This is a genomic window from Parasediminibacterium schistidii, from assembly GCF_046546515.1.
In the GTDB taxonomy this organism is placed as follows: domain Bacteria; phylum Bacteroidota; class Bacteroidia; order Chitinophagales; family Chitinophagaceae; genus Parasediminibacterium.
On record NZ_JBKHKJ010000023.1, the window covers coordinates 42,309 to 65,525 of the forward strand.

Sequence of the window (23,217 nt, forward strand, 5' to 3'; positions counted from 1 at the left end):
TATGGCAAGAAGAATACCTACACTTTGGCAAGCCTAACAATCGTATCAACCAATATTTTCCAGCTATACTTTAATTTTTCTGTTTGTAAATGCGGTAGAAAATGTGCTTCCCCCAATTGGTATAGCTCCTCTATTTTGGCAGCAATGGCTTCTGGGTTGGGTTCTGCCACCAAGCCTACTTTTCCATCAGGAACCAATGCCGGCAGACCGCCAACATTGGTAACTAGCATAGGCTTTTCAAAATGGTAGGAGAGGGGTGTAACCCCGCTTTGGGTAGCATTGCGGTAAGGCTGTATTACAAAATCGGCTGCACTTAAATAAAACCGTACTTCACTGTCCGATATAAAATCGGTTCTTAATATTAACTGGTCTTCAATAGCAAGTTCTTTTATCAGGTCGTCATACAGCTTCCTATCCTCATAATACTCGCCAGCCACTAGCAGCTTGCAGCCTTTAAACTGGCCATTTTGCTGGTGGGCTTTTAAAATTTGCATGGCTTGCAGTAATAAATCCAGCCCTTTGTATTTCCTGATAAAGCCAAAAAACAAAATTACATTTTCCTCGGCAGGGATGCCTAAATGTTGCCTTGCTTCAGCTTTTGGCAAGCCTTCGCCAAAATTGTCGTAAAGGGGGTGTACAATTTGTTGGGCTGGTTTTTTGGCGAACGTTTTTAAATCGGCCAAGACCTTTTCACTCATGGTTACAAAAGCATCCACCGTTTTAAAGCAATATTTGGTAAACAGGGTGTCTCCTGGCCTCTTTTCATGCGGTATTACATTGTCGGCAATGGCAACAACCTTGGTTGTTTTATTCAACTTTGCACAACGTAAAATAGTGCCTAAGCATGGCCCCATGAAGGGCAGCCAGTAACGGATAACAATAATAGCAGGTTTACGCTTTCGCAATTCATTGCCCACTTTTAGCCAGTTTAATGGGTTTACAGAGTTGATACAAACTTTAATATTGATGTCTGTGGGCTTGGGTTCAGACGAGTATTGCGTAGTACCCGGAAATAAAAAGCCTGGGTATTGCAGCGAGAATGTATAAATGGTTGTATCAAATCCTTGCTGCTGGAACTGGCGCGCAAGGCGTTCGTCAAACGAAGCCAAACCACCACGGAGCGGGTGCGCAGGGCCAATAATAATCACTTGTTGTTGCTTCATGGTAAGTAGGAAGATGGGGTTATTATTTGCAAGCCATCAATATAGATAAAATATTTTTCGTTGATGGTAGCAAGTGGAGTATTGTGGTGCAAAGCAGTAGCGGCTATAATCAAGTCTTTAAAATCAATTGACTTTCTTTTGGGTTTTAAAGAGCTTTGGATTTGGATAGACGTAAACATTTCCTCAGAAGTAAATGGAACAGAACTAACGTTATTGAATACAGTATCCCAAAATGGCTTTTGTAAAATAGTAGCACCTATGTATACTTCGTATTGGATAATCACTGAAACTAAAAAAGAGTCATAATCTTTAGAAAGGTAACTAAAAAAAGTATTTTCCTTGTTGGGTTTTCTAAAATAGTCAATTAGCACCGATGAATCAAGGTAAATTAATCATTTATTTTCTTCAACCATGGATGCCTTTTTTCATATTCCTTTACTTGTTCTGGTGTCATTGTGGGGCCACTTAATAACAGTTCAATCATTGCCTTTTGCTTTTTGGTAAGGGGTTTTTTTACCGATGTGTCTATTTTTAAAATTGTTGCTCCCATTTTTACATCTTTTGCATTTCAAAATTAAGTTTTATATCGCAATTTATCAAAAATTACCTCTACTCAATCCCCAGCCTTTCTTCTATCAAATAATTATTCCTTTCACTGCTGTTGCGGCTTACCAGCTCTGCAATAAAACCTGTCAGGAATAATTGTATGCCTATTACCATCACCGTTAGCCCAATATAAAAGGCAGGCTTGTTGGTGAGCGAAAACTCTTTGTCCATTAGTTTATGAGCTGACAAGTAAACGCTTACCCCAAAGCCAATCAAGAAGCAAAGCGTGCCATACAACCCAAAGAAGTGCATAGGCCGTTTGCCAAATTTATTGAGGAATGTAATGGTTGTTAAATCTAGGAAACCATTGATGAACCTTTCCCAGCCAAACTTGGTAGTGCCATATTTCCTTGCACGGTGTTCTACCACTTTCTCGCCAATTTTGCGGAAGCCTGCCCATTTGGCGAGAACAGGTATGTAGCGGTGCATTTCGCCAAATACCTCAATGCTTTTTACTACCTTTTTCTTATAGGCTTTTAGGCCACAGTTAAAGTCGTTCAGTTGAATGCCAGAGCTTCTGCGGGCAGCAGCATTGAACAATTTGGAAGGCAGGTTCTTGGTAAATGTATTGTCGAACCTTTTTTGCTTCCAGCCGCTTACTAGGTCGTAACCATCTTCCACAATCATCCTTCGCAATTCTGGTATTTCGTCTGGGCTATCCTGCATATCAGCATCCATGGTTATGACCACGTTCCCTTTTGCCGCTTTGAAGCCTTCGTTTAGGGCTGCACTTTTGCCATAATTGCGTTGCAATTTGATACCCTTGATATTGTTGTTTTGATGGGATATTTTTTTAATTACCTCCCAGCTATCATCTGTGCTACCATCGTCTATAAGTATTACCTCATAAGTATATTGATGTGCAGTAATTACCCTTTCTATCCATGCGCACAATTCGGGCAGCGATTCGTCTTCATTCAATAAAGGGATTACAATAGATATGTCCATGAACCAGTTTCTTTATAATTTTTATGTGCCTATTTGGTGACTATTTGCTTTTTTCTTCATCAACAACCCAATTACCGATCCAACAAATGCAGCGGCAATGCCCACTGCAAGGTTCAGCATTACCATGCCCGACATTACCATCAGGCCAATTACTTTTATCGCCATTGCCTGTTGCGCTTTTGCCTCTTCAACATTTAATTTAGTCATTTGTTGCTTAGCTTCCAGCATTCGCTGCTGGTAAAGGTCGTTTATATAACCTGGAAAAACAATATATGTAGATAAAAGCGTGTAAATAAACAAGATGCAAACCACCACCACGGCTACTTTAAAGCCATAGCCAAACTGAAAGCTAAAGGTTACATCTTCCGGGTTGCTGTTATTACTGATAAATATCGATGTTAACACGCCCGTTGCTAGTATGCCGCTGTTTGCATACATGACCCAAGGCTGTAGTTTTTGATGGGTTAGTTGCAGCACAATATCCAGCAGCACCAATATTGCTGCAATCACTACCCCTTTTTTTATATGTGTTTTCTGTTTGTCCATTAATTTATTTGTGAATTCATAAGTGTTGCGATTTTCTTATTCCTAATTAAGCCTTTGCTTTTCTTTGCGGTTAAACTTGCTTATTTATTCCCATTCCACTTGCCTTTGGTGAACACGCCTGAAATACTTCCTGTTAAAGGTATTCCTATAAATGGGCTGTTGGCACTTTTGCTTTTGTTGTTTTCTTTATTTAAAATAGTAGTGCCTGTTTTGCTGAATACTGTAAAATCGGCCATTGCACTTATTTCTATTGTAGCATCCGGCAGATTGAATAATTGTCGTGCATTTTGCCCCATCAATTTGGCCAATTTATCTTCCGGCAAATGACCAAAAAGATGGTTAACGACTGCAAAACTTGTTTGCAAGCCAATCATGCCATGGGCTGCATATTCAAACTCACAGGTTTTATTGTCCCAGTTTTGTGGCAGGTGGTGGCTGGTGATGCAGTCTATCGTTCCATTTTCCACGGCAGACCTCAAGGCCATCATGTCTGCTCTCTTTCGCAGAGGTGGGTTTAATTTTAGATTGGTGTCATAGCCTTCTAAATCCTCATCGCAAAAAAATAAGTGGTAAGGCGTAACGCTGCTAGAAATAGCCAAGCCTTCAGCTTTTGCTTCGGCTACTAATGCCGCGCTCTCTGCTGTAGAAATACCTGTTATGTGCAGTTTGCTGTTTGTATATCGCAGTAAATCAATATCCCGCTTTACAAGCATTGTTTCAGCGAGTGCGGGGATGCCGGGCAAGCCCATTTGTGTAGAAATAATACCTTCTGTCATCAAGCCAAAAGCCCCGATGCTTTTGTCAATGGGCAGTTGGATGATAGTGCCATTAAATGCGTTGATATATTGCAATGCTTTCAGCAGCAAGCCAGATGACTGCACAGGCTGCAACCCATCAGAAAAAGCAATAGCACCACATTGCTGCATCTCGTACATTTCTGCAAGGTCTTTGCCTTCAATATTTTTAGAAATGGCACCAATAGGGTAGAGGTGCACGGGCAATTGCTTTTGCTTTTCTACTATATAAGCCACTTGGGGCTTGTTTTGCAGGCTTGGCTTAGTGTTGGGCAACACAAACACATGGGAAATGCCACCTGCAAGTGCTGCTGCTGCGCCGCTTTCTAGGCTTTCACGGTGTTCGTAGCCAGGGTCGGCAAAATCTGCAAAAATATCTACCCATCCCGGCGATATGGCTAGGTCTTGTGCTTCAATTGTTTCATCGGCTTCAGTAACAATAGCATCATCAATCATGGCTATTGTGGCATCCACCACCAAAATATCCTTTACCAGCCCTGCGAAAAGAGAATTTTTATCAGCTATTAATACCTTTTTAATCAGTAATTTCATCGAATGCCCTAAAAATTTTGTGCAATATAAACGTAAAAAGCCGATACACGCTTATATTTGCTGCCCATTGCAAATTCGGGATGTAGCGCAGTCCGGTTAGCGTACACGTCTGGGGGGCGTGAGGTCGCTGGTTCGAATCCAGTCATCCCGACAATTACCATTAAAGCCTTTTAAAATCGATTGATTTTGAAAGGCTTTATTTATTTTGCTGCTTATGGCTATTTTGAGCTTGGTTGTATTTTAATTAGGGCAGTTTTGAAATAATGCTACTGAATCGATAACCTTTACTTTTTTCTCAAAGTAATTCAATAAATCCGTCCGTATTATTTGAAGCGATTGCATGATTGAGTTTTATAGGCTAATTATTTTATCTGTTGCTGCACCCTTAGTTTCTTTCCTTGCAAGTTATATTGGCTTGTTGACGGTCGCAGTACTTTACCTCAAGCATAAGCATTTTCAGGCAAAAAAAAACCCGCTATAAAAGCGGGTTATGTGCCTCAGGCGGGAATCGAACCCGCACTCGAGTTGCGTCGAACAGGATTTTAAGTCCTGCGTGTCTACCAGTTCCACCACCAAGGCTGAAAAAAAAATTCCATCTTTTTGGATGGAATTTTCTAAGAGAGCGAAAGACCAGGCTCGAACTGGCCACCTCGACCTTGGCAAGGTCGCGCTCTACCAAATGAGCTACTTTCGCATTTTTAAGACCTTTTCGTTTGTTTTGGGAGTGCAAATATAAGTGTTGTTTTTTATCTGCAAAATTTTTCTTTATTTTTTACTGTTTTTTTTTATTTGTATTCAGGAACGTATTTTGAACTGCTTTGTACTTCTACATCAGGATGCCCTTTGTAGCGTGATTGGTACAACTTGTAGCAACTGCCAAATACAAAAGATATAAAACAAAATACAGTTAAATAAAACAAGAACTTAGACGAGTTTACCCAATTTTTGGTAAAGTCTTTTTTGTTTTCTTCTTTTTCTATCAAGTGGTTGCTCATATATTTCTCAATTACGGTGCAAAAATAAGGCTCAAGCATATACAACGATGCCATGCTTGAAACATTTTTTTATTTATTCTTTTTTATCCACAATCTGATAAAAATATTGTTTATTTAATATAAAATATTGGTACACTACGCTGCCATTATATACGCCTTTCAACTGGCAAATAGGCACTCGGTTTAGTGAATGTGTTTTGTATCCACGGAGCCATATCCCCAATACTGAAAAGTGGGCTTTGCTGATAGCTGCAAAAAAATACTTGTCGCCATGGAACAACCCTTTCCATGCAGAAATAGCGTCTAGCAAAAAACGTAAAGGGATAATGGTAATTTTCTCTTTGAAAGTAAGGTTTTTAGAAAGCATCAGCAAGTTGTTCCTGAAATTGAGGAAAACTTTTCGGCCACCCCGTGGCAGGGTGCCTGCACCCACATGGTAAACAACAGATTGCGGGCAACCCATGATGCGGTAGCCCATTAGCTGCATCCGCCAGCAGAGGTCTATTTCCTCCTGGTGTGCAAAAAAGAAGTCATCAAAACCGCCTGCCGCATGAAAAACCTTGCTTTTCACAAACATGGCTGCCCCGCTTGCCCAGAATATTTCCTGGATATCGTCATATTGGTGCCTGTCTTCCTCCAAAACATCAAAAATACGCCCTCTCGAAAAGGGGTATCCCAGTTTGTCTATCCACCCACCAGATGCGCCTGCATATTCCAGCAAATGACGGTGTTTGTACGAAATAAGCTTGGGTTGGCAGGCTGCTATGCTGGCATCTGCCTCCATCAGGCTAATAATAGGCTCTATCCAGTTATTAGAAACCTCCACATCAGAATTAAGCAATACATAATAATCGCTCTCCACCAGCTTCAATGCCCAGTTGTAGCCACCTGCAAACCCTTCATTTTTGTTATTAACCAGTATTTCTACACTAGGGAAATGTTCCTTTACAAAAGAAATAGACTCATCTGTAGAAGCATTGTCTGCAACAACCACACGCTTATTGGCGTAAGTGCTGCCCAGCACAGACGGAAGGAAATTTTGCAGGTGCTGCTTTCCGTTAAAGTTTAAAATTACAATAGCTACTGAAGGACTAGTCAAACAAGTTCAATTTTTGCGAAAATAGAGGTTTACATATTACCACGAAGGCACACTTATTATTCACCACATAGGCATATAGTACACATAGTTTTAAACCGGTAAAAAAAAGAAAAAATAGTTTTTAACCTTATTGCTATCTCTTTATAAGCCACTAGGGGCTAAAAAAGAAAGGCAACATACTATTTTTTCTTTCTTTTTCTTGCTAGTTTCCTATGTGCCTATGTGGTGAGTATTAACTACATTTTTCAAATCTGCTATGGCCTTGATGGGGTCAGCAGCTTTAAAAACGGAGCTGCCAGCTACCAATACCGTTGCGCCTGCCTCCACAATTGTAGCCGCATTGGCAAGCGTAACCCCTCCATCAATTTCAATATCAACAGCCAGCCCTCTTTCATTAATCAGTTGCCTTAATTGCCTTATTTTTTCTAGTGTATAGGGTATAAACTGCTGGCCGCCAAAGCCTGGGTTCACGCTCATCAGGTTTACCAAGTCTATATCTGCTATAATATCAACTAGCAGGTGTATGGGTGTGTGCGGGTTTACGGCTACCCCAACCTTCATGCCCAGCCCTTTTATCTGTTGTATGTTGCGATGCAGGTTGCGGCAAGCTTCTATATGCACGGTAAGTATATCTGCACCTGCCGTTGCAAATGCTGCCGCATAATTCCCCGGGTCTTCTATCATTAGGTGTACGTCCAGTATTTTGGTCGTGGCTGTCCTTATTTGTTCTATAACGGGCAGGCCAAAACTAATGTTGGGCACAAAACGCCCATCCATCACGTCTAAGTGCAGCCAGTCTGCCTCGCTGTTGTTCAGCATGTTGCATTCGTCCGCCAATCTTAAAAAGTTGGATGCTAGTAGGGAAGGAGCGATAATGGGCATGTGTAATTTTTTAAAGTTATTGCAACCGTTTAATAGCCGCTTCGGCTTCTACCATGGCGTTGTCTAAAGCAAAAGCCTGCTGGTATTTGGCAATGGCTTCTGTTTTTTTCAATAATGCCTCATAGCATTTGCCTTGCCAGTAATAAGCATCGGCAAACCTGTTGCTTACGCTTGCTGCTGTGCTAAATACATTCAATGCCTCGTTGTATTTCTTGCTGTCGAAATATACATAGCCTTTTTCAAGATAGGCGTCCATGAATGTATAGTTATTATCGATGCTTTTGTCAAAAAAGAAAAGGGCTTTTTCCTTGTTGCCAGAGCGTGCAAAAAACACGCCTGCAAAAAAAGCAGTGTACGCATCGTATTCCCTACCAAGCCGTAGCTCGTCTATCTGCTGGCATATAACGAGTGTTTTTGGGTTTTTGGTTTCTGCATAAAGGTTGGCTAGTGCTAGCAACCCATCCTGCGCAGGGTAAATATTAACTGCTGTGGTGTAATAGCGTATGGCTGACGTTGTGTCCCCAGCGTGTTGGCATACCTGCCCTTTTTTGTACCAAAGGGCGTAGTTGCCCTTGTCACGCACAATAAGCGAATCTAGTTGTGCCAATGCCTGCTTGTAATTGCCAATGCTATCAAGTGCAGTAACATAGTTGAACCTTAGCCCCGTGCTGTCTGGTTTTTGTTGCACAGCCTTCCCCAGATTGGCAACATAAGTAGGTGTAGTTGTTCCATTTGCAGCGGGGGGATTTTTTTGGTCAGTATTATTCTTGCAGCCTATAAAAAATACAACAAGCAGCGGCACAAAACATCTATTCATCCTGCAAAAATAATAGCTGTTGGTACAGCAAACTTTTTTATTTAGATATTTTTTGCTACTGAAGTTGTTTCAACTTTTCATTCTTTTGTTCTAAAATCTAATGCAACTCATAATTTATAATTCATAATTATCCAAAAATCCACTTTACCTGTTGTTTGGCATTTGCTTCGTTGTTAAACATGCCAGCTAATATTTTTTTCCGCAATGTAATTTCCTCTGTAGTAAAAGGCTGGTTTTTCAATTGCAATACAATATTGGCAAAAACGTTGGCATTGCTACCAATATGGCAAGCAGCTTCTAACCCACTACCAACTACTGTTGCTTCGTTTACTAGGCAATGCCGCCCATTGTACAAAGCATTCAATAATTTTAGCTTAATACCGCTGCTGTGGTAAGATGGCAGGATGTTGATATGTGCTTTGGCAATCATTTCCTGCATTTCTTTTTCATCAGGGTTGGCTACAAGGCAGGTATGTTTTTGCTCATGAGCCAATTCCTCTAATTTTTTTGATGGTTTTTTGCCAGTAATTACCAATGGTACTTTTATTTTACTAAATACTTCTTGTATTAGCCAAATGGCTGCCTGTTCATTTACATCCACGCTTAAATCTGCTTGGTAAAGGCAAAAATGGCCAATACCCTCCAAGCAGTTCACTTCCCAGTTTGGTGGCAGGTAGAGCGGTAGGTAATCTATGGTTTTGCAGCCAAGCTCGTTTCTATAAACAGCTACATCTTTCTCTGTAACGCCCCAAAATGCCGTGGCTTTTGAAACGATTGATTGTTCATATTTTTTTAGCAGCCGGCTTTCCCAGTAATAATATATTTTTTTAAGAGGGGAGGAGGCGTGGTGGAACAATTCATGATAATACTGGTACTCCACATTGTGTACCCGTACAAATTTTTTCCTCCCTGCAAAACGAGGGTCAGCCAGTAGGTAAGTGCAGTGGATGCCCTCCATGAAAATAGGGTAATCATCGTTCAATAAATTATTAAATAACAATTCGTTTTTCCTGCTGGCAACAATATACGGGAAGCGGCTCGAAATGCCCTTATGGCCTTCTTGGCGTTTATAATAGTTTACAGATGCGCAATACTTATTCAATTCTTCCTGCTCACCCCGTCCATATTCAAAGCAATGCAGGTGAATTTTTACGCCCTGTGCCTGCAGGGCAGGCAGCTTGTAAAACAAATCAAATACACCTCCGTAATCTACCGGGTAAGGTACATTGAGCGTAATAATATGTAGGTGTTTTTCCAAAATAAACAGATGGGTATATCAATGATTGAATAATTTTCTACTACTCACCGTATCGAATATGCTTTTTAGCCACAAAGGCACAAAAACACGAAGCAAGACAAGTGTTAAAAGATATTGATAACATCTTTTTTCTTCTTTTTTTCTTCCTTAAAACTTTGTGCCTCTTTGAGTCTTTGTGCCTTAGTGGCAGATTAAACAAACTTGCACTTGAGTAGCAACATTCTTTTTAATTTTCAAATACTGCTTTCCAAAATGCAATCAATTTTTTTTCCTCTTGCCCCCAGTTAAGTATCCCAGAGGCATTAATTGCGTTCTTCTCCAATTCATTATACAATACATTGTTTTGTAATAGTTTGTTCACTGCGACGGCAATTGTTTCCTCTCTTGTGTTGTGAATAAGATAGGCAAACGGGTGGTCTTTGATGATGGCTGCATATTCAGGGTAACCAACGCAAACCTGTGGTATGCCTGCCATCATATAATCGAAAAAGCGGTTGGCCAAGGAATAATATTGGTTCAGGCCAGTATCTTCAAACAGCATCATGCCTATATGGCATTGCTGTGTAAGCGGTTGCAATGCAGCGGGTGCTACAGCTCCTTTAAAAATGACTTTATCCTCTACAGCATGTTCTTTTGCCAGTTCCATTGCCTGGGTTAAGAAATTGCCAACGCCACAAATTAAAAGCGTAGCGTTTATTTGCTTCATGGCAGGGATAAGGGTTTCAAAACTTCTCCCTTCGTTCACGGCTCCTTGGTAAATAAGGGTAGGTGTTGCAAATTTTTCAACTTTAGCTAATGTTTGTTGGGTGGGGAGGTTCCTTACTATTTCATAGTCCGCAGCATACCTCCTGTTCAATTCTTGCTTTATAAAAAAGTTCACCGTATAGCCATGCCGGAACCTAGGCACTGCAAACCGCTCTATAGCCAACCAAACCTTGTGTATAAGCGGGCGGGTAACAATTTCTTTTTGTTCTGTAAACAATTCGTGTGCATCGTAAATCCTTTTCTTTTTGCGAATGGTAGAGGCAAGGTAGCAAGGCATGATGGTGTCTAAATCAATGGCACAAAACGCATCAGCCTTGGCAAATAACAGATAGATGAAAAGCCGAAGGTTGTATTCAGTATAAAATAAAATACCTTTTGAAAAAAAACAGTATAAGCGTTTTTGGGCAAATGACTGTAGCTTTAAATCAGTTGAATTGTTTAGTTTCCTGCCAATAAGCACTGTTTCATAGCCAGCCTGTGAAAGCGACGTGCAAATGCGCTGCATCCGCTGGTCATAAGTTAAATCATTGGTAACTGTTAATAAAATACGAGGCAATTTGTTGATGGTTTAAAAATGAATTGCAGTCTCATTTGGAACAATCGCAAATATATACCCACAACACATTGGCATAAAAGTTTTTTGGAAATAAAGTAAATGAAGAAGAGGACTAAATAAGAAAATGAAACTTCATAAAGTTTTTTTGAATAAAATTCTAATCAAATCCAATTGTAATAAAATGGTTGTAATAAATAAAATTATTGCAGAAATTTTATTACAGCTTTGTAATATTTATTTTCTAATTATTTGTTTTATTGCAGAAAAATTATTACAGTTGATTTAAACTTTTTTTATTCAATAAAATTTAATAGCAATGTTGCTTATTTTAGTCAATTGGTTTTTCAAAAAATAAGATTAGCTGCTTCAAATTTTTTATTCTTCTTTCTTCCCTTCGTGCTACTTTGCGTCTTTGAGATTTTGTGGCTATTAAATACGTTATCAACATTGTTCAAAAAAATAGTTTGTTAAATATTGCGTACTTTACTTAAAACACTTACATTTGCAGCCATAAAAAAAATGACAAAAGGCAATACCGTTTGCCTAAAACGTAAATACAATGGCAATTACTAAAGAAAAAAAAGAAAGCATCTTTACCCAATATGGTGGTGCTGCAACCAACACAGGTTCTACAGAAGCGCAAGTAGCCTTATTAACTGAACGTATCCTTGATATTAGCAAGCACTTGCAAGCTAATAAAAAAGATTTCTCTAGCCAACGTGGCTTGATACATTTAGTAGGCGAGCGTAAAAGTTTGTTGAGTTACTTGCAAAAGACCGATTTGATGGGCTACCGTGCCTTGATTGAAAAATTAGGTTTAAGAAAATAATTCCTTATCCCCTTTACAAAGGGGGGTTTGGAGACATTCATATACACCAAGAAAAGTCTTGGCTATATGCAAATCCCAACTTCTCAACGATGTTGGGATTTGTGTTTTTGTTCTATTTTGCTAACCCATATTCACATAATTTGTATTTGCCAATGGTTTTGTTTTGCAGGCCTTCGCTCTTACATCTTCAATTTCATTAATAATGTTATCACAACCTATACAATCTAGTTTTCTACTGCCTGATGGTTCCGAAGTAATCATCGAAACAGGCAAAATGGCACGCCAGGCCGATGGTTCTGTTACCGTGCGCCAAGGCAATTGCATATTATTGGCAACTGTTGTCGCTAATAAAGACCCAAAAGAAGGTCAGGATTTCTTCCCTTTGAGTGTTGATTACCAGGAAAAATTTGCTGCAGCTGGCCGCATCCCCGGTTCTTTTTTCAAGCGTGAAGCACGTTTGAACGACTACGAAATTTTAACCAGCCGTTTGATAGACAGGGCATTGCGCCCTCTGTTCCCAGAAGATTATTTGTGCGATGTACAAGTATTAATCAGCCTTATTTCCAGCGACCCTGAAGTAATGCCAGATGCATTGGCTTGTTTAGCAGCCTCGGCAGCTTTAGCAGTTTCTGACATACCTGTAAAGGAAATTATTTCAGAAGTACGTATTGGCCGCATAAACGGAAAATTTGTAGTAAACCCTACAAGGTCTCAATTAGAAAAGGCCGACATGGAATTTATCATCGCAGCAACTGAAATGAACCTGATGATGGTAGAAGGAGAAGCAAAAGAATGCAGCGAGGAAGACCTTATTAAAGCATTGGAACTAGCGCACGATGCTATCCGTGTACAAATAAAAGCACAGGAAAAATTAAAGGAACTAAAAGGTATCACTACCAAAAGGGATTATAAAAAACCTGTTGAAGACCTTGATATAAAAGCTAAAGTTGAAGCTTTTGCAAAAGACAAAATCTACGAAATTTCCCGCAAAGGCTCTGCAAAACATGAAAGAAGCGATGCGTACAGTGCATTGAAAGATGAACTGATTGGTAGCTTAGGCACAGAAATTACGGATGTTCAAAAGAAATTGGCCAAAAAATACTACGCCGATTTGCAGTGGGAAGTAGTAAGGAGCATGATAATAGACGACCGTTTCCGTTTGGATGGAAGGAAGCTAGACGAAGTGCGCCCATTGGCCATGGAAGTAGATATTTTGCCTGGGCCACATGGTTCTTCTTTGTTTACCCGTGGTGAAACACAATCACTTACATCGGTTACCTTCGGTACGCCATTAGATGAACTGCTGGTAGAAAGCGCAGCAAAATCTGTTGACAGCAAATTTTACCTTCATTATAATTTCCCTCCGTTCAGCACAGGTGAAGTAAAAATGATGCGTGGCCAAAGCCGCCGCGAAGTTGGGCATGGCAACCTTGCCCAACGTTCTCTAAAACAAATGATGCCAGATAGCAGCACTTATGCTTATACAGTACGTATTGTAAGCGATATTTTAGAAAGCAATGGGTCATCATCTATGGCTACTGTTTGTGCAGGTTCGCTTGCATTGATGGACGCTGGTGTGCCAATACCAAAACACGTTAGTGGCGTGGCAATGGGGTTGATTACCCGTGAGGACAACAAATATGCTATCCTTACAGATATTTTGGGTGATGAAGACCATTTGGGCGACATGGACTTTAAAGTAACAGGTACCCGTGAAGGTATTTGCGGCGTGCAGATGGATATTAAAGTTGATGGATTGAGCATGGATGTAATGCGTGAAGCATTAAACCAAGCCCGCGCTGGCCGCTTGCATATATTGGATGCCATGTACGAAGCGATGCCGACTGCCCGTGAAGAAGTAAAATCTCATGCGCCTCGCGTAATTAAAATTAGCATTGATAAAGAATATATTGGTGCTGTGATAGGGCCAGGTGGCAAAATAATACAAGAAATACAAAAAGAAACAGGCACTACTATTAATATTGAAGAAGTAGGCAATAGGGGTGAAGTAAGCATTTTCTCCAGCAGCAAAGAAGCCGTGGAAAAAGCACTGAACTGGATTAAAGGCATAGTGATGGTGCCTGAAGTAGGTACTGAATATGAAGGTACTGTAAAAAGCATTAAGGAATTTGGTGCTTTTGTAGAATTCCTACCTAAGAAAGAAGGCTTGCTACACATAAGTGAAATAAGCTGGAAACGCTTGGAAACAATGGAAGGTGTGCTGAAAGAGGGCGACAAGGTAAAAGTGAAGTTAATGGAAATTGACCCACGTACTGGCAAATTCAAGCTAAGCCGCAAGGCATTGCTGCCAAGGCCTGATGCAACTGCAAAGGCATAAAAGGAATATACGATTATATGCAAAGCCCGTGCTATTTTGTGCGGGCTTTTTGTTTTAGATATTTGGGTCAGGATTGGCGGTTGTAATAATTTATGTTACAGTGATTGGAATTTAGCTAAAAAATTATCTGCTTTATTTGTTTTTATTCAAATTTTTATTTGTTTTATTTGCCAATTATATATCTTTAGTATTCAAACAATTGAGTCCACTATCGATTGTTTGAGTACTAAATAAATATCCTGATGAAATATACACCAAGTTGTAGCACTAAATGCTATAAATATAGGCTAGGGGTTATTATTAGTAGTGTACATTTTTGAAATCATTTTGTTATTTTTAAGTATTACGATAAACCCCTTAAACGACGCGAGAGAATGGAATTGCAAGTACTAATTGTAGATGATAGCGATATTGTTGTTTTTTTACATACAGAGATATTGGCACTAAGTGGATTGTCAGAAAATCCTTTATCGGCCATCAATGGGCAAATGGCATTGCAAATGCTTTCAGAAAATAAAAAAAATGACCCATACTTAATACTGCTCGACATAAATATGCCTGTAATGGATGGGTGGGGTTTTCTTGAAGGGCTGCAAAACCAACCTGATTTACCACCTGTGTATGTAGTAATGGTAACATCATCCATTGATATGCGGGACAAGCAAAAAGCCACTAAATACCCACACGTAATTGGCTTTTTTGAAAAACCATTGAGCATGGAAGATTGTAAAAATGTAAGGGGGCTGAAACCGATAAAGGCATTTTTTGAATAAAAATAGGTTAGCCATAAAGTCTCAAAATACAAAGAAGCATAAATAAAAATAGGTTAAAGGGATTGATAACATACTTTTTCTTTTTTTTTCTTTTCATCTTCTTGCCTTAAAACTTTGTGCCTCTTTGCGTCTTCGAGCCTTTGTGGCAGATTAACCAAACTTACACATGCGTAATAGCCATTTTTCCATTTCTATAAAAAGAAAAAAATCATATATTTATAGCCAATATATTGGCTTATGAAAAAGATTGGTATCCTTTATGGCAAGGAACGTAGTTTTCCCGAGGCATTGATAGCCACTATCAATAGCAAAAATATAGAAGGTATTGTAGCCGAGCCTGTACTGATAAGCAAAGTGATGCAGGGCGAAGCTTCTGGCTATGCTGTAATTATAGACAGGATAAGCCAGGACGTGCCTTTTTACCGTGCTTTTCTTAAAAATGCAGCAGTTAGTGGTACTGTTGTTATCAACAACCCTTTTTGGTTCAGTGCCGATGAAAAGTTTTTCAATAATTGCCTCGCTACAAAAATTGGTGTACCCGTGCCAAAAACAGTGATACTTCCTTCCCATCAACTACCTGACGACACTTCTGCCCAATCGTTTAGCAACCTTGCTTACCCACTGGAATGGGAGTCTATTTTTAATTATGTAGGCTTCCCTGCTTATATGAAGCCTTTTGCAGGTGGCGGCTGGAAAAATGTGTACCGTGTTGAAAACAAGGCCGATTTCTTTAAAAAACATACAGAGACAGGTCAGTTGGTAATGCTGCTGCAGGAAGAAATTGTTTTTGAAGAATATTACCGATGCTATTGTATTGGCGGCAAGCATGTGCGCATAATGCCTTATGAGCCACGCAACCCTCATCATTTGCGGTATCAGGCTACTTTTGTGCCAACCCCAGAAAAACTGGCAGAAATGGAAACCATAGTGCTGAAAATAAATGCTTGGTTGGGGTACGACTTTAACACGGTTGAGCTGGCCTTGCGTGATGGCGTACCCTATGCAATAGATTTTTGCAACCCATCACCAGATGCAGATAAAAACAGCGTTGGCGAAGCCAATTTTGAATGGGTAGTAGAAACTGCTGCCAACTTTGCCATAGAAAAAGCATTGGCACAAGGTGATGGCAAAGACCACTCTACCTGGGGGGAATATGTAAAACACTCTTCTAAGGGAGTTATAAATTATGAATTATAAGTTATGAATTATACATGTGAGTGTTTGTTTTGTGCTGCTTTGAGCCTTTGAGGCTTAGTGGCAACATATAATTATAAAATAAAAGCCATGAATTACAATGACTTTACAATAGGCATCGAGGAAGAATACATGGTATTAGACCCCGAAACAAGGGAACTGAAAAGCCATGAGCAACGTATTGTGGCCGAGGGGCAAAAACTGTTGAAAGACAAAGTGAAAGCCGAGATGCACCAGGCTGTTGTGGAAGTAGGCACTGACATTTGCAAAAACATTGACGAGGCATTGATAGACGTAGCAAGCCTGCGTGGGCACATTGCAGAGATAGCTGGCAACATGGGGCTATGGGTAGGTGCCAGTGGCACGCACCCTTTTAGCCATTGGAACAGCCAATTGATTACCGACAACATACGCTACCATGAAATAGTGAACGAACTACAAGAAGCCGCACGTAGCAACCTCATTTTTGGCCTGCATGTACATGTTGGCATCACTAACCGAAAATTGGCTATACATATTGCCAACACAGCACGCTATTTTTTGCCGCATGTGTATGCGTTAAGCACTAACTCGCCATTTTGGATTGGCAGGAAAACGGGTTATAAATCGTACAGGTCAAAAATTTTTGACAAATTCCCTCGCACGGGCATACCAGAATATTTTGAAAGCATAGAAGCGTATGACAATTACGTGAGCCTGCTTGTAAAAACCAATTGTATAGACAATGCAAAGAAAATATGGTGGGATGTAAGGGTGCACCCTTTTTTCAATACAATAGAATTTAGGGTTTGCGACGTACCTATGACTATCAATGAAACCCTTGCCATTGCTGCGCTTTTCCAGGCAATTTGTGCAAAGCTTTACAAACTTAGGAATCAAAACCTAAACTTTATTGTTTATCAAAGGGCCTTGATTAATGAGAATAAATGGCGCGCCAGCAGATATGGCATAGACGGCAGCCTGATAGATTTTGGCAAGGAAACAGAAGTGCCCACACGCCAATTGATACTGGAACTGCTAGACTTTGTGGACGATGTGGTAGATGATTTGGGCAGCCGCCACGTAATAAATAACATACAAGCTCTGATGGACAAAGGCACAGGGGCAGATAGGCAATTAAAGGTATTTGAAGAAACCAACAGCTTGATTAGCGTGGTTGACTATATTAATAGTCAATTTTTAACAGCAGATTAATGGATTGCCTGACTAATGAAGATGCCGTTTTTTCATATTGACCAGTTATTTATTATTTTTACAGCATATCAATCTTATTCATAACAGGCAGCAAACGCAGTAACTCTAGTATCAAATACTGCGTGAGTATCGTAAAACAATTATATCATTTGTCTGAACACGAACTTATAAAAGGTTGCGTTGAGCAAAACCCGAACACCCAGCGTTTGCTATTTGAGCAGTACGCTGGCAAGTTCATGACTATTTGTTTGCGCTATGCCACAGATGTGATGGAAGCCGAAGACATGATGCAAGAAGGATTTGTACGCATTTTTACCCACCTGCACCAATTTAAGTTTGAAGGTTCCTTTGAAGGATGGATGAGACGAATTGTAGTAAATGTTTGCCTGAAACATTTGCAAAAAAGAAAAATCCAATTTAAAGAACTGGCAGAAGATTCGCGCAATGAGCCTGCACTTCATCCCTATACATACAGTAGTATTGGCGAAGATGAATTGCTAAAATTGATCAGCCGCCTGCCAGATGGTTACCGCATGGTTTTTAACTTGAACGTTGTTGAAGGCTATAGCCATGAGGAAATAGCTGTGTTGCTAGGCATACAGGCAAGTACCAGCAGAAGCCAATTGGTAAAAGCCCGGAAAATGTTGCAGAACCAAATTATTCAACTGGAAAGAATTGCCGTATGATGAACGATTACCCTTTTGACAAATACATAAAAGATAGCTTAGAAAGCTATAAAACCCCTGTGCCAGTTGGCCTGTGGGAAAAAATTGCCCTTGAAACAGGCAAGAAAAAACCCAAGCCCTTCTGGGCTACGCCTTATTTTAAAATAGGAGTTCCAGCAGTTGTAGCGGCTGCATTGTTGGTTGCATATTTATTTTATCCAAGAAATTCAATTTATACAGTAATAGACAATAATAGTAGCAAAAAAGCAACAATTATTACAACTAAGGCTGCTTTTGTAAATAAGGATAATATAAAAACAGCTTACACGAAACATGCAAATACACTTAATATAGATGAATCGGTAAGCAAAAGTGCTTCCCCCATAACGTTTGTAGAAAGCAACAATGGCAAGAAGGCAGCAACAACTAAAGCTAGCAGAATAGCTGTTGCTACCAGTAATAGCATAAATAAAAATGATGCATCCACAGCTACTATTGCCAATAAGCCAACCAGTAACTATGTACCTCCTTCAAAAAATGCTATAGAAACCTCGATTAAAAACACAAGCACCAACAATGCAAGCCATGTTTCTTCTATTACCCAAAAACTGGACAATATACCTGCAAGCAAAAATGATAAACAAGCTAAGGCTTCACCTGTGTTTCCAATTGCCATTAGCACAGATAAAAATACAAGTAAAATAAAAAAACAGGGTAATAATGATGGTATTGCTATAGAAAATAACAATGTAACGCTAGTAGAAAAGCCTTTTGAAAAAGCAAATGCTGTTTTAATTGCAACCCATCAACTTGATTACCTGCTTATTAACAAGCGTTTAGCTAGCCTTAAAATGGACGAAGATAACAACCCTACTATTTCACTAAAACCTAGGAGAGTACCAGGTAATTGGTATGTTGGTGCATATATATCGCCAGATTATAACACAAAAACAGCAACTACAAATGGACTTAGCCATCGTTTTTTACAAACAAGGGACAGCTCACAAAAGCTGCTAAAAACTGGGACGACTTTAGGGATTGGCCTTACGAGGCGCTTCAGCGACCATTTCCTTATAAAAACAGGCTTCCAGTACAAGCAGGTAAACGAACGTTTTATTTATACTAAACAAGGCGACATTAAAGATATCACAGTAGTAAATACACGAGCCTATATGGGCGACTTGGGCGAAACCTTATATAAAAATGACACATCTATACTGCACCAAATAGGCTATACCATTAAAACAAACAACAATACTTACAAAAGTTTTGAAGTGCCTGTTTTAGCTAGCTACGAAGCCGGCAATGCCAAATGGCATTTTGCCCTGAATGGCGGGGCTATTATCAATTTGCTTTCTGTGTATGAAGGGCAAACGTATGATAGCTCATTGGCAGTAGTGCCTTTAAATGCTGCAAAAACAAATGGCTTTTTCAAAAGCACTACTAATATTAGCTTATACGCAGGCATCAGTTTATTGCGCAATATTGGCAACAATATGGAACTTTTTGCAGAGCCTTATTATAGGCAAAGCTTGTCTAGCACCAGCATCTCTGCCATTGGCTATAACCAAAGGTTTAATTCAATGGGTATTTCTTTCGGTATTCGGTATAAACTATATACCATAAGCAACAAATAGTAAAGCACAGGTATCAATATAAATATGAAGCTATTATTTGTAAATATTTTTTTACTCCTAGGCTTAGTGCTAGCCATGCAAAGCTGTAAGAAAGCTGCTGTATCAGATGTTTTTGTTAGTGATACTACCAATGTGCTGAATGATACAGTCTGGATTAAAAACGATAGTGCCATCTCGCCCATTGTTGCTTCAAGCTTGAACGAGCCTGTTGTTGTAGATAGTTTCAATTGCACCGAAGACGGTACTATTTCATTTGGCGATAGCATTAGTGCTAGTTTCCCAAAAGCTGGCTGCATGGTAAGTAACACACCTGGCAGCACCATCAAGACCCCGCTAAAGGTAAGGGCAGAAATTGTGGTTTTAAGGACTAAAGGGGATCTTATCAGGTTTGGCATACCCACCGTAAGCAACAACGCATTGCTAGAAGCGGGCGTGTATGTGAATATCAGGTTACGGAATAATAAAAAAGATGTTTATTGGAACTCGGCAGTTGCTCCCATATTAATAAAAATAAAAGCAAGCAGCCCTTCGCAGGAGATGAAATATTTTAGCTCGCCTTTTGCTACAAGTAGTGCATTTTATTATTGGGTAAGCAATCCAATGGGAGGGATTGGAAGAAACAGTGTTAGTCCATTCAAAGATTCAGTACTAGGTAGCAATGCTAAAAAAACAGGCTACATTATCAATACCACCCAAATTGGCTGGTTTGGATGCTCAACAACACTTGACAATTCGCCAGCAACCCAGCAAACAAGGCTGAATGTATCCTTGCCTTTAAATTTTACGAACAAAAACACGGTTGTTTATGCTTCGTTCGACAACAAGAAAACAGTAATACGGCTGGCATCAAACCCATATGGAAGAAGCTATTATTCCCCAACTACAGTGCCTAAAAACACCAAGCTCACCATACTCACCATTTCAAAAATTGGTTCTGAATATTATTTGGGTACAAATGTTACGCAAGTAACTTCCAATGTGCCTATTTCGGTAGTGCCTGAGAAAAAAACACTCGATTTTGTTATCAACTATTTGAATAAACTTTAGTAATAAAGTAAACAAAAATAATCCTGTTATATATTTGGCATCTAAAACCTTATAGATGAGCGATAGCACCACCCAAAAATATGCCATAGGGATAGACCTCGGCGGCACGAGTACCAAGTTTGGCATTGTAGATAAAGATGGCAACATAATAGAACAAGACAGGATACCAACTAGCAGCGAGAAGCCCATTAATTATTTTATAGATGAGCTATATGCCAAGCTACAGCCCATGATAGACAAGGCGGGTGGGAAAGAAGTTTTTATAGGTATTGGCATGGGTGCGCCAAATGGCAATGTTTACACAGGCAATATAGAATATGCGGCCAACCTGCATTGGAAAGGTATTGTGCCAATTGCACATCTAGTAACCGAAAAGTTTGGAATAAGGTGCTCCCTTACCAACGATGCGAATGCAGCCGCCATGGGCGAAATGATGTATGGAGCAGCAAAAGGCATGAAGCATTTCATCACCATCACATTGGGCACGGGCGTAGGTAGCGGCATTGTAATAGATGGAAAAATGGTAGTTGGCTACGATGGTTTTGCTGGCGAACTAGGTCATACTATTGTTCGCCACAATGGCCGCCTTCACAAGCTAACAGGAAGCCGGGGCTGTTTGGAGGTATATGCGTCTGCAACAGGCGTAAGGGAAACGGCTATTGAGTTTTTAGAGTCAAACCCATCTACCCTTAGCTTATTGAGGAATTACAAGGAAGAAGAACTAACCAGCGAAACCGTTTATGAATGTGCCCAAAAAGGCGATGAAATTGCCAAGAATGTATTTGACTTTACAGGCCAGATATTGGGCGAGGCCTTGGCAAATTTTGTGATGTTCTCCTCTCCACAAGCTATTATTTTGTTTGGCGGGCTTACCAAATCTGGCAGTTTTCTAATGAACCCTACCAAGGAAGCCATGGAAAAGAATTTGTACCAAGTGTTTAAAAATAAGGTGCAATTGGTTTTCAGCAACCTGAAAGAATCTGATGCGGCCATTTTGGGGGCAAGTGCGTTGGTGCTGTAGGGAAAGCGTATTGAAAAAATTGCCACAAAGACACGAAAATTCTAAGTTATAGTTAATGTCTTTCTATAGCTTGTGGTTAACAACCCCATGCCTTTAGGCTTCGTATACAACTGGGTATCTATCAGGCTTTAGCCATGACATAATGTATACATTATTGGGGGAAAGTTATTTAGATAACGTTACACAGATATAAATGATACAACTTAATGTCCACAAGAAAAAAGGCCAAATGAAAAAGGCTGCTTAAAACACAGCCTCTTTCATTCTTAGTGATAAAAGATTTTTACCTCATTTATTTAATATAAAATCAGGTTGTTTTTTGGCTATGAAAATTTTGCCATCCTTGTCAAATTCTACTTTTATGATGCCCGGTTTTTCCCGCCAAGGGGCTTGGGTATCATCCCCAAAAAAGCAACTGAACCAATCGCCATTGCGGGCTTTAAAAAAGTTGGTACCGCCATTGCAGGGCAGTACTTCGTAGCGGCCAGTATAGGGGCCATAGATATTATCAGACATAGCAATCATCATGGAATAGCGGCCTTCGTACTTGTCTGTGGAGCCTAAATAATATTTATCCGACCGTTTAAACAAAGTAGCCCCTTCAAATCCAATGTCTTTTAGTTGATATACGTTCTGGCAACTTTTGATGTGGTGGTTGGAATCTACATCTGGTGTCAATAGTTTTACCTCCCGCAAAGGCTCGGCAAAATCGCTTAGGTCATCTTTCATCCTTGCAATATACTTGCCCGAGCCGTGCGTGAAATATACCTTGCCATCATCATCCTGAAATAGGGTAGGGTCTATCAAATAAGAAGTTTCAATAGGACCAATACCGCCCAGCAAAGGTTTGTCAGGATTAGTGGCGTGGGTATAAGGCCCTTCGGGCTTGCCTGTTGTGCTTTTTAAAATGGCAATGCCACCCGGAGGCATACTAAAAGCTATATAATAATTGTGGTTGATATAGTGCAGTTCCGGTGCCCAGATAGCCCTTACAGGATTGCCATGCCTTTCTCGCCATAGTTTTTCCCAACCGCCATCTTTGTCAATGCTCCATACCAAGCCAAGGTAGCTCCAAGTTTTTAAATCTTTGGAGCGGTATATTTCTATGCCATCGTTGTACCGCCATATATTCCTGCCTGTGCTTCCTGTAAGGTAGTAGTTGCCATCGCCGCCTACTATTATCACGGCATCCCTCATGTTTACATCCCAAATTGGCTTTATGTTAGGCAGTAAGCCTTTTTTAACCACATCGCCAGTGGCATATTTGTCTTTGTTCTGTTCGGTAACATCTAAGTCAGTAAACCATGTGGCCACATGCCCACCAAAAAAAGTTCCTGCCACAGGCTTCCCTGCACCTGAAACCCCAGTATATAGTTTCTTTATGGAATCGATGGTTGACTGCGGGAATGTTTTGGCTGCCTCAATTTTTACTTGGGCGGCAACCATCTGCCAGCTAAAAAAGTAGTTTATAAGACCAAAAGCTAAGTAAGTTTTTTTCATGTTTAGGGTAATGATAAATCTTTTATGAATAAGAAAGA

At 40.0% G+C, this 23,217-nt stretch carries 22 protein-coding genes and 3 tRNA genes; 10 read left to right on the top strand and 15 right to left on the bottom strand.

The annotated features are described in order from the left end of the window. Positions 1 to 17 precede the first annotated feature (17 nt). From ACHFIY_RS13530 to ACHFIY_RS13555, 6 genes are all read right to left on the bottom strand, one after another. Entirely contained in the window at positions 18 to 1,163 is a 1,146-nt protein-coding gene (locus ACHFIY_RS13530; RefSeq protein ID WP_410846640.1) for a glycosyltransferase, read from the bottom strand. Then, positions 1,160 to 1,552: a type II toxin-antitoxin system VapC family toxin gene (locus tag ACHFIY_RS13535; protein ID WP_410846675.1), complete on the bottom strand. Its 393-nt coding sequence runs from the start codon at positions 1,550 to 1,552 to the stop codon at positions 1,160 to 1,162. Before ACHFIY_RS13535 ends, ACHFIY_RS13530 begins: the two co-directional genes overlap by 4 nt. Beyond that, on the bottom strand, positions 1,552 to 1,713 hold the full coding sequence (locus tag ACHFIY_RS13540) for a hypothetical protein (protein WP_410846641.1): 162 nt from the start codon (positions 1,711 to 1,713) through the stop codon (positions 1,552 to 1,554). The genes ACHFIY_RS13535 and ACHFIY_RS13540 overlap by 1 nt, the downstream gene beginning before the upstream one ends. Before the next feature lie 59 nt (positions 1,714 to 1,772). After that, positions 1,773 to 2,717: a glycosyltransferase family 2 protein gene (locus tag ACHFIY_RS13545; protein WP_410846642.1), complete on the bottom strand. Its 945-nt coding sequence runs from the start codon at positions 2,715 to 2,717 to the stop codon at positions 1,773 to 1,775. Positions 2,718 to 2,738: 21 nt separating this feature from the next. After that, positions 2,739 to 3,263: a DUF4199 family protein gene (locus ACHFIY_RS13550; RefSeq protein WP_410846643.1), complete on the bottom strand. Its 525-nt coding sequence runs from the start codon at positions 3,261 to 3,263 to the stop codon at positions 2,739 to 2,741. Positions 3,264 to 3,343: 80 nt separating this feature from the next. Beyond that, positions 3,344 to 4,609, bottom strand: coding sequence for a dihydroorotase (locus ACHFIY_RS13555; RefSeq protein ID WP_410846644.1), 1,266 nt, complete (start codon positions 4,607 to 4,609; stop codon positions 3,344 to 3,346). Positions 4,610 to 4,685: 76 nt separating this feature from the next. On the opposite strand from ACHFIY_RS13555, the gene ACHFIY_RS13560 reads away from it, so the two are divergent. After that, positions 4,686 to 4,760: transfer RNA gene (locus ACHFIY_RS13560), tRNA-Pro, on the top strand. A 342-nt stretch (positions 4,761 to 5,102) separates the two neighbouring features. On the opposite strand, the gene ACHFIY_RS13565 is transcribed toward ACHFIY_RS13560, so the two are convergent. The 8 genes from ACHFIY_RS13565 to ACHFIY_RS13600 all read right to left on the bottom strand — a co-directional run bounded on the left by ACHFIY_RS13565 (position 5,103) and on the right by ACHFIY_RS13600 (position 10,981). Then, positions 5,103 to 5,188: transfer RNA gene (locus tag ACHFIY_RS13565), tRNA-Leu, on the bottom strand. Between the two features lie 42 nt (positions 5,189 to 5,230). After that, positions 5,231 to 5,303 (bottom strand) — tRNA-Gly (locus tag ACHFIY_RS13570). Positions 5,304 to 5,394: 91 nt separating this feature from the next. Next, positions 5,395 to 5,658 (bottom strand): hypothetical protein, encoded by a 264-nt coding sequence (locus ACHFIY_RS13575; protein WP_410846645.1) that lies wholly within the window; start codon positions 5,656 to 5,658, stop codon positions 5,395 to 5,397. A 19-nt stretch (positions 5,659 to 5,677) separates the two neighbouring features. Then, entirely contained in the window at positions 5,678 to 6,703 is a 1,026-nt protein-coding gene (locus ACHFIY_RS13580) for a glycosyltransferase family 2 protein (RefSeq protein WP_410846646.1), read from the bottom strand. Positions 6,704 to 6,913: 210 nt separating this feature from the next. Beyond that, positions 6,914 to 7,585, bottom strand: a complete 672-nt coding sequence (rpe, locus tag ACHFIY_RS13585; RefSeq protein ID WP_410846647.1) for a ribulose-phosphate 3-epimerase — start codon at positions 7,583 to 7,585, stop codon at positions 6,914 to 6,916. Between the two features lie 16 nt (positions 7,586 to 7,601). Continuing rightward, positions 7,602 to 8,402 (bottom strand): tetratricopeptide repeat protein, encoded by an 801-nt coding sequence (locus tag ACHFIY_RS13590; RefSeq protein WP_410846648.1) that lies wholly within the window; start codon positions 8,400 to 8,402, stop codon positions 7,602 to 7,604. Positions 8,403 to 8,529: 127 nt separating this feature from the next. Then, positions 8,530 to 9,660 (bottom strand): glycosyltransferase, encoded by a 1,131-nt coding sequence (locus ACHFIY_RS13595; RefSeq protein ID WP_410846649.1) that lies wholly within the window; start codon positions 9,658 to 9,660, stop codon positions 8,530 to 8,532. 226 nt (positions 9,661 to 9,886) lie between these two features. Continuing rightward, on the bottom strand, positions 9,887 to 10,981 hold the full coding sequence (locus tag ACHFIY_RS13600) for a glycosyltransferase (protein ID WP_410846650.1): 1,095 nt from the start codon (positions 10,979 to 10,981) through the stop codon (positions 9,887 to 9,889). Between the two features lie 559 nt (positions 10,982 to 11,540). Here ACHFIY_RS13600 and rpsO point away from each other — a divergent pair. The 9 genes from rpsO to ACHFIY_RS13645 all read left to right on the top strand — a co-directional run bounded on the left by rpsO (position 11,541) and on the right by ACHFIY_RS13645 (position 21,679). Next, on the top strand, positions 11,541 to 11,810 hold the full coding sequence (rpsO, locus tag ACHFIY_RS13605; RefSeq protein WP_410846651.1) for a 30S ribosomal protein S15: 270 nt from the start codon (positions 11,541 to 11,543) through the stop codon (positions 11,808 to 11,810). Between the two features lie 202 nt (positions 11,811 to 12,012). Beyond that, positions 12,013 to 14,148: a polyribonucleotide nucleotidyltransferase gene (gene pnp, locus ACHFIY_RS13610; RefSeq protein WP_410846652.1), complete on the top strand. Its 2,136-nt coding sequence runs from the start codon at positions 12,013 to 12,015 to the stop codon at positions 14,146 to 14,148. Positions 14,149 to 14,522: 374 nt separating this feature from the next. Continuing rightward, positions 14,523 to 14,921: a response regulator gene (locus ACHFIY_RS13615; RefSeq protein WP_410846653.1), complete on the top strand. Its 399-nt coding sequence runs from the start codon at positions 14,523 to 14,525 to the stop codon at positions 14,919 to 14,921. A gap of 237 nt (positions 14,922 to 15,158) precedes the next feature. Continuing rightward, entirely contained in the window at positions 15,159 to 16,118 is a 960-nt protein-coding gene (locus tag ACHFIY_RS13620) for an ATP-grasp domain-containing protein (RefSeq protein WP_410846654.1), read from the top strand. 87 nt (positions 16,119 to 16,205) lie between these two features. After that, positions 16,206 to 17,309, top strand: coding sequence for a carboxylate-amine ligase (locus tag ACHFIY_RS13625; RefSeq protein ID WP_410846655.1), 1,104 nt, complete (start codon positions 16,206 to 16,208; stop codon positions 17,307 to 17,309). Between the two features lie 122 nt (positions 17,310 to 17,431). Beyond that, positions 17,432 to 17,995, top strand: a complete 564-nt coding sequence (locus tag ACHFIY_RS13630) for an RNA polymerase sigma factor (protein ID WP_410846656.1) — start codon at positions 17,432 to 17,434, stop codon at positions 17,993 to 17,995. Beyond that, the gene (locus ACHFIY_RS13635) at positions 17,992 to 19,611 is read left to right on the top strand and encodes a hypothetical protein (protein ID WP_410846657.1); all 1,620 of its coding nucleotides are present in this window, start codon (positions 17,992 to 17,994) and stop codon (positions 19,609 to 19,611) included. The genes ACHFIY_RS13630 and ACHFIY_RS13635 overlap by 4 nt, the downstream gene beginning before the upstream one ends. Positions 19,612 to 19,635: 24 nt before the next feature. Further along, on the top strand, positions 19,636 to 20,658 hold the full coding sequence (locus ACHFIY_RS13640) for a hypothetical protein (protein WP_410846658.1): 1,023 nt from the start codon (positions 19,636 to 19,638) through the stop codon (positions 20,656 to 20,658). 55 nt (positions 20,659 to 20,713) lie between these two features. Then, positions 20,714 to 21,679, top strand: a complete 966-nt coding sequence (locus ACHFIY_RS13645) for an ROK family protein (RefSeq protein ID WP_410846659.1) — start codon at positions 20,714 to 20,716, stop codon at positions 21,677 to 21,679. A 288-nt stretch (positions 21,680 to 21,967) separates the two neighbouring features. Here the strand turns inward: ACHFIY_RS13645 and ACHFIY_RS13650 are convergent, their stop codons facing one another. Continuing rightward, the gene (locus ACHFIY_RS13650; RefSeq protein WP_410846660.1) at positions 21,968 to 23,179 is read right to left on the bottom strand and encodes a family 43 glycosylhydrolase; all 1,212 of its coding nucleotides are present in this window, start codon (positions 23,177 to 23,179) and stop codon (positions 21,968 to 21,970) included. Positions 23,180 to 23,217: the final 38 nt, after the last annotated feature.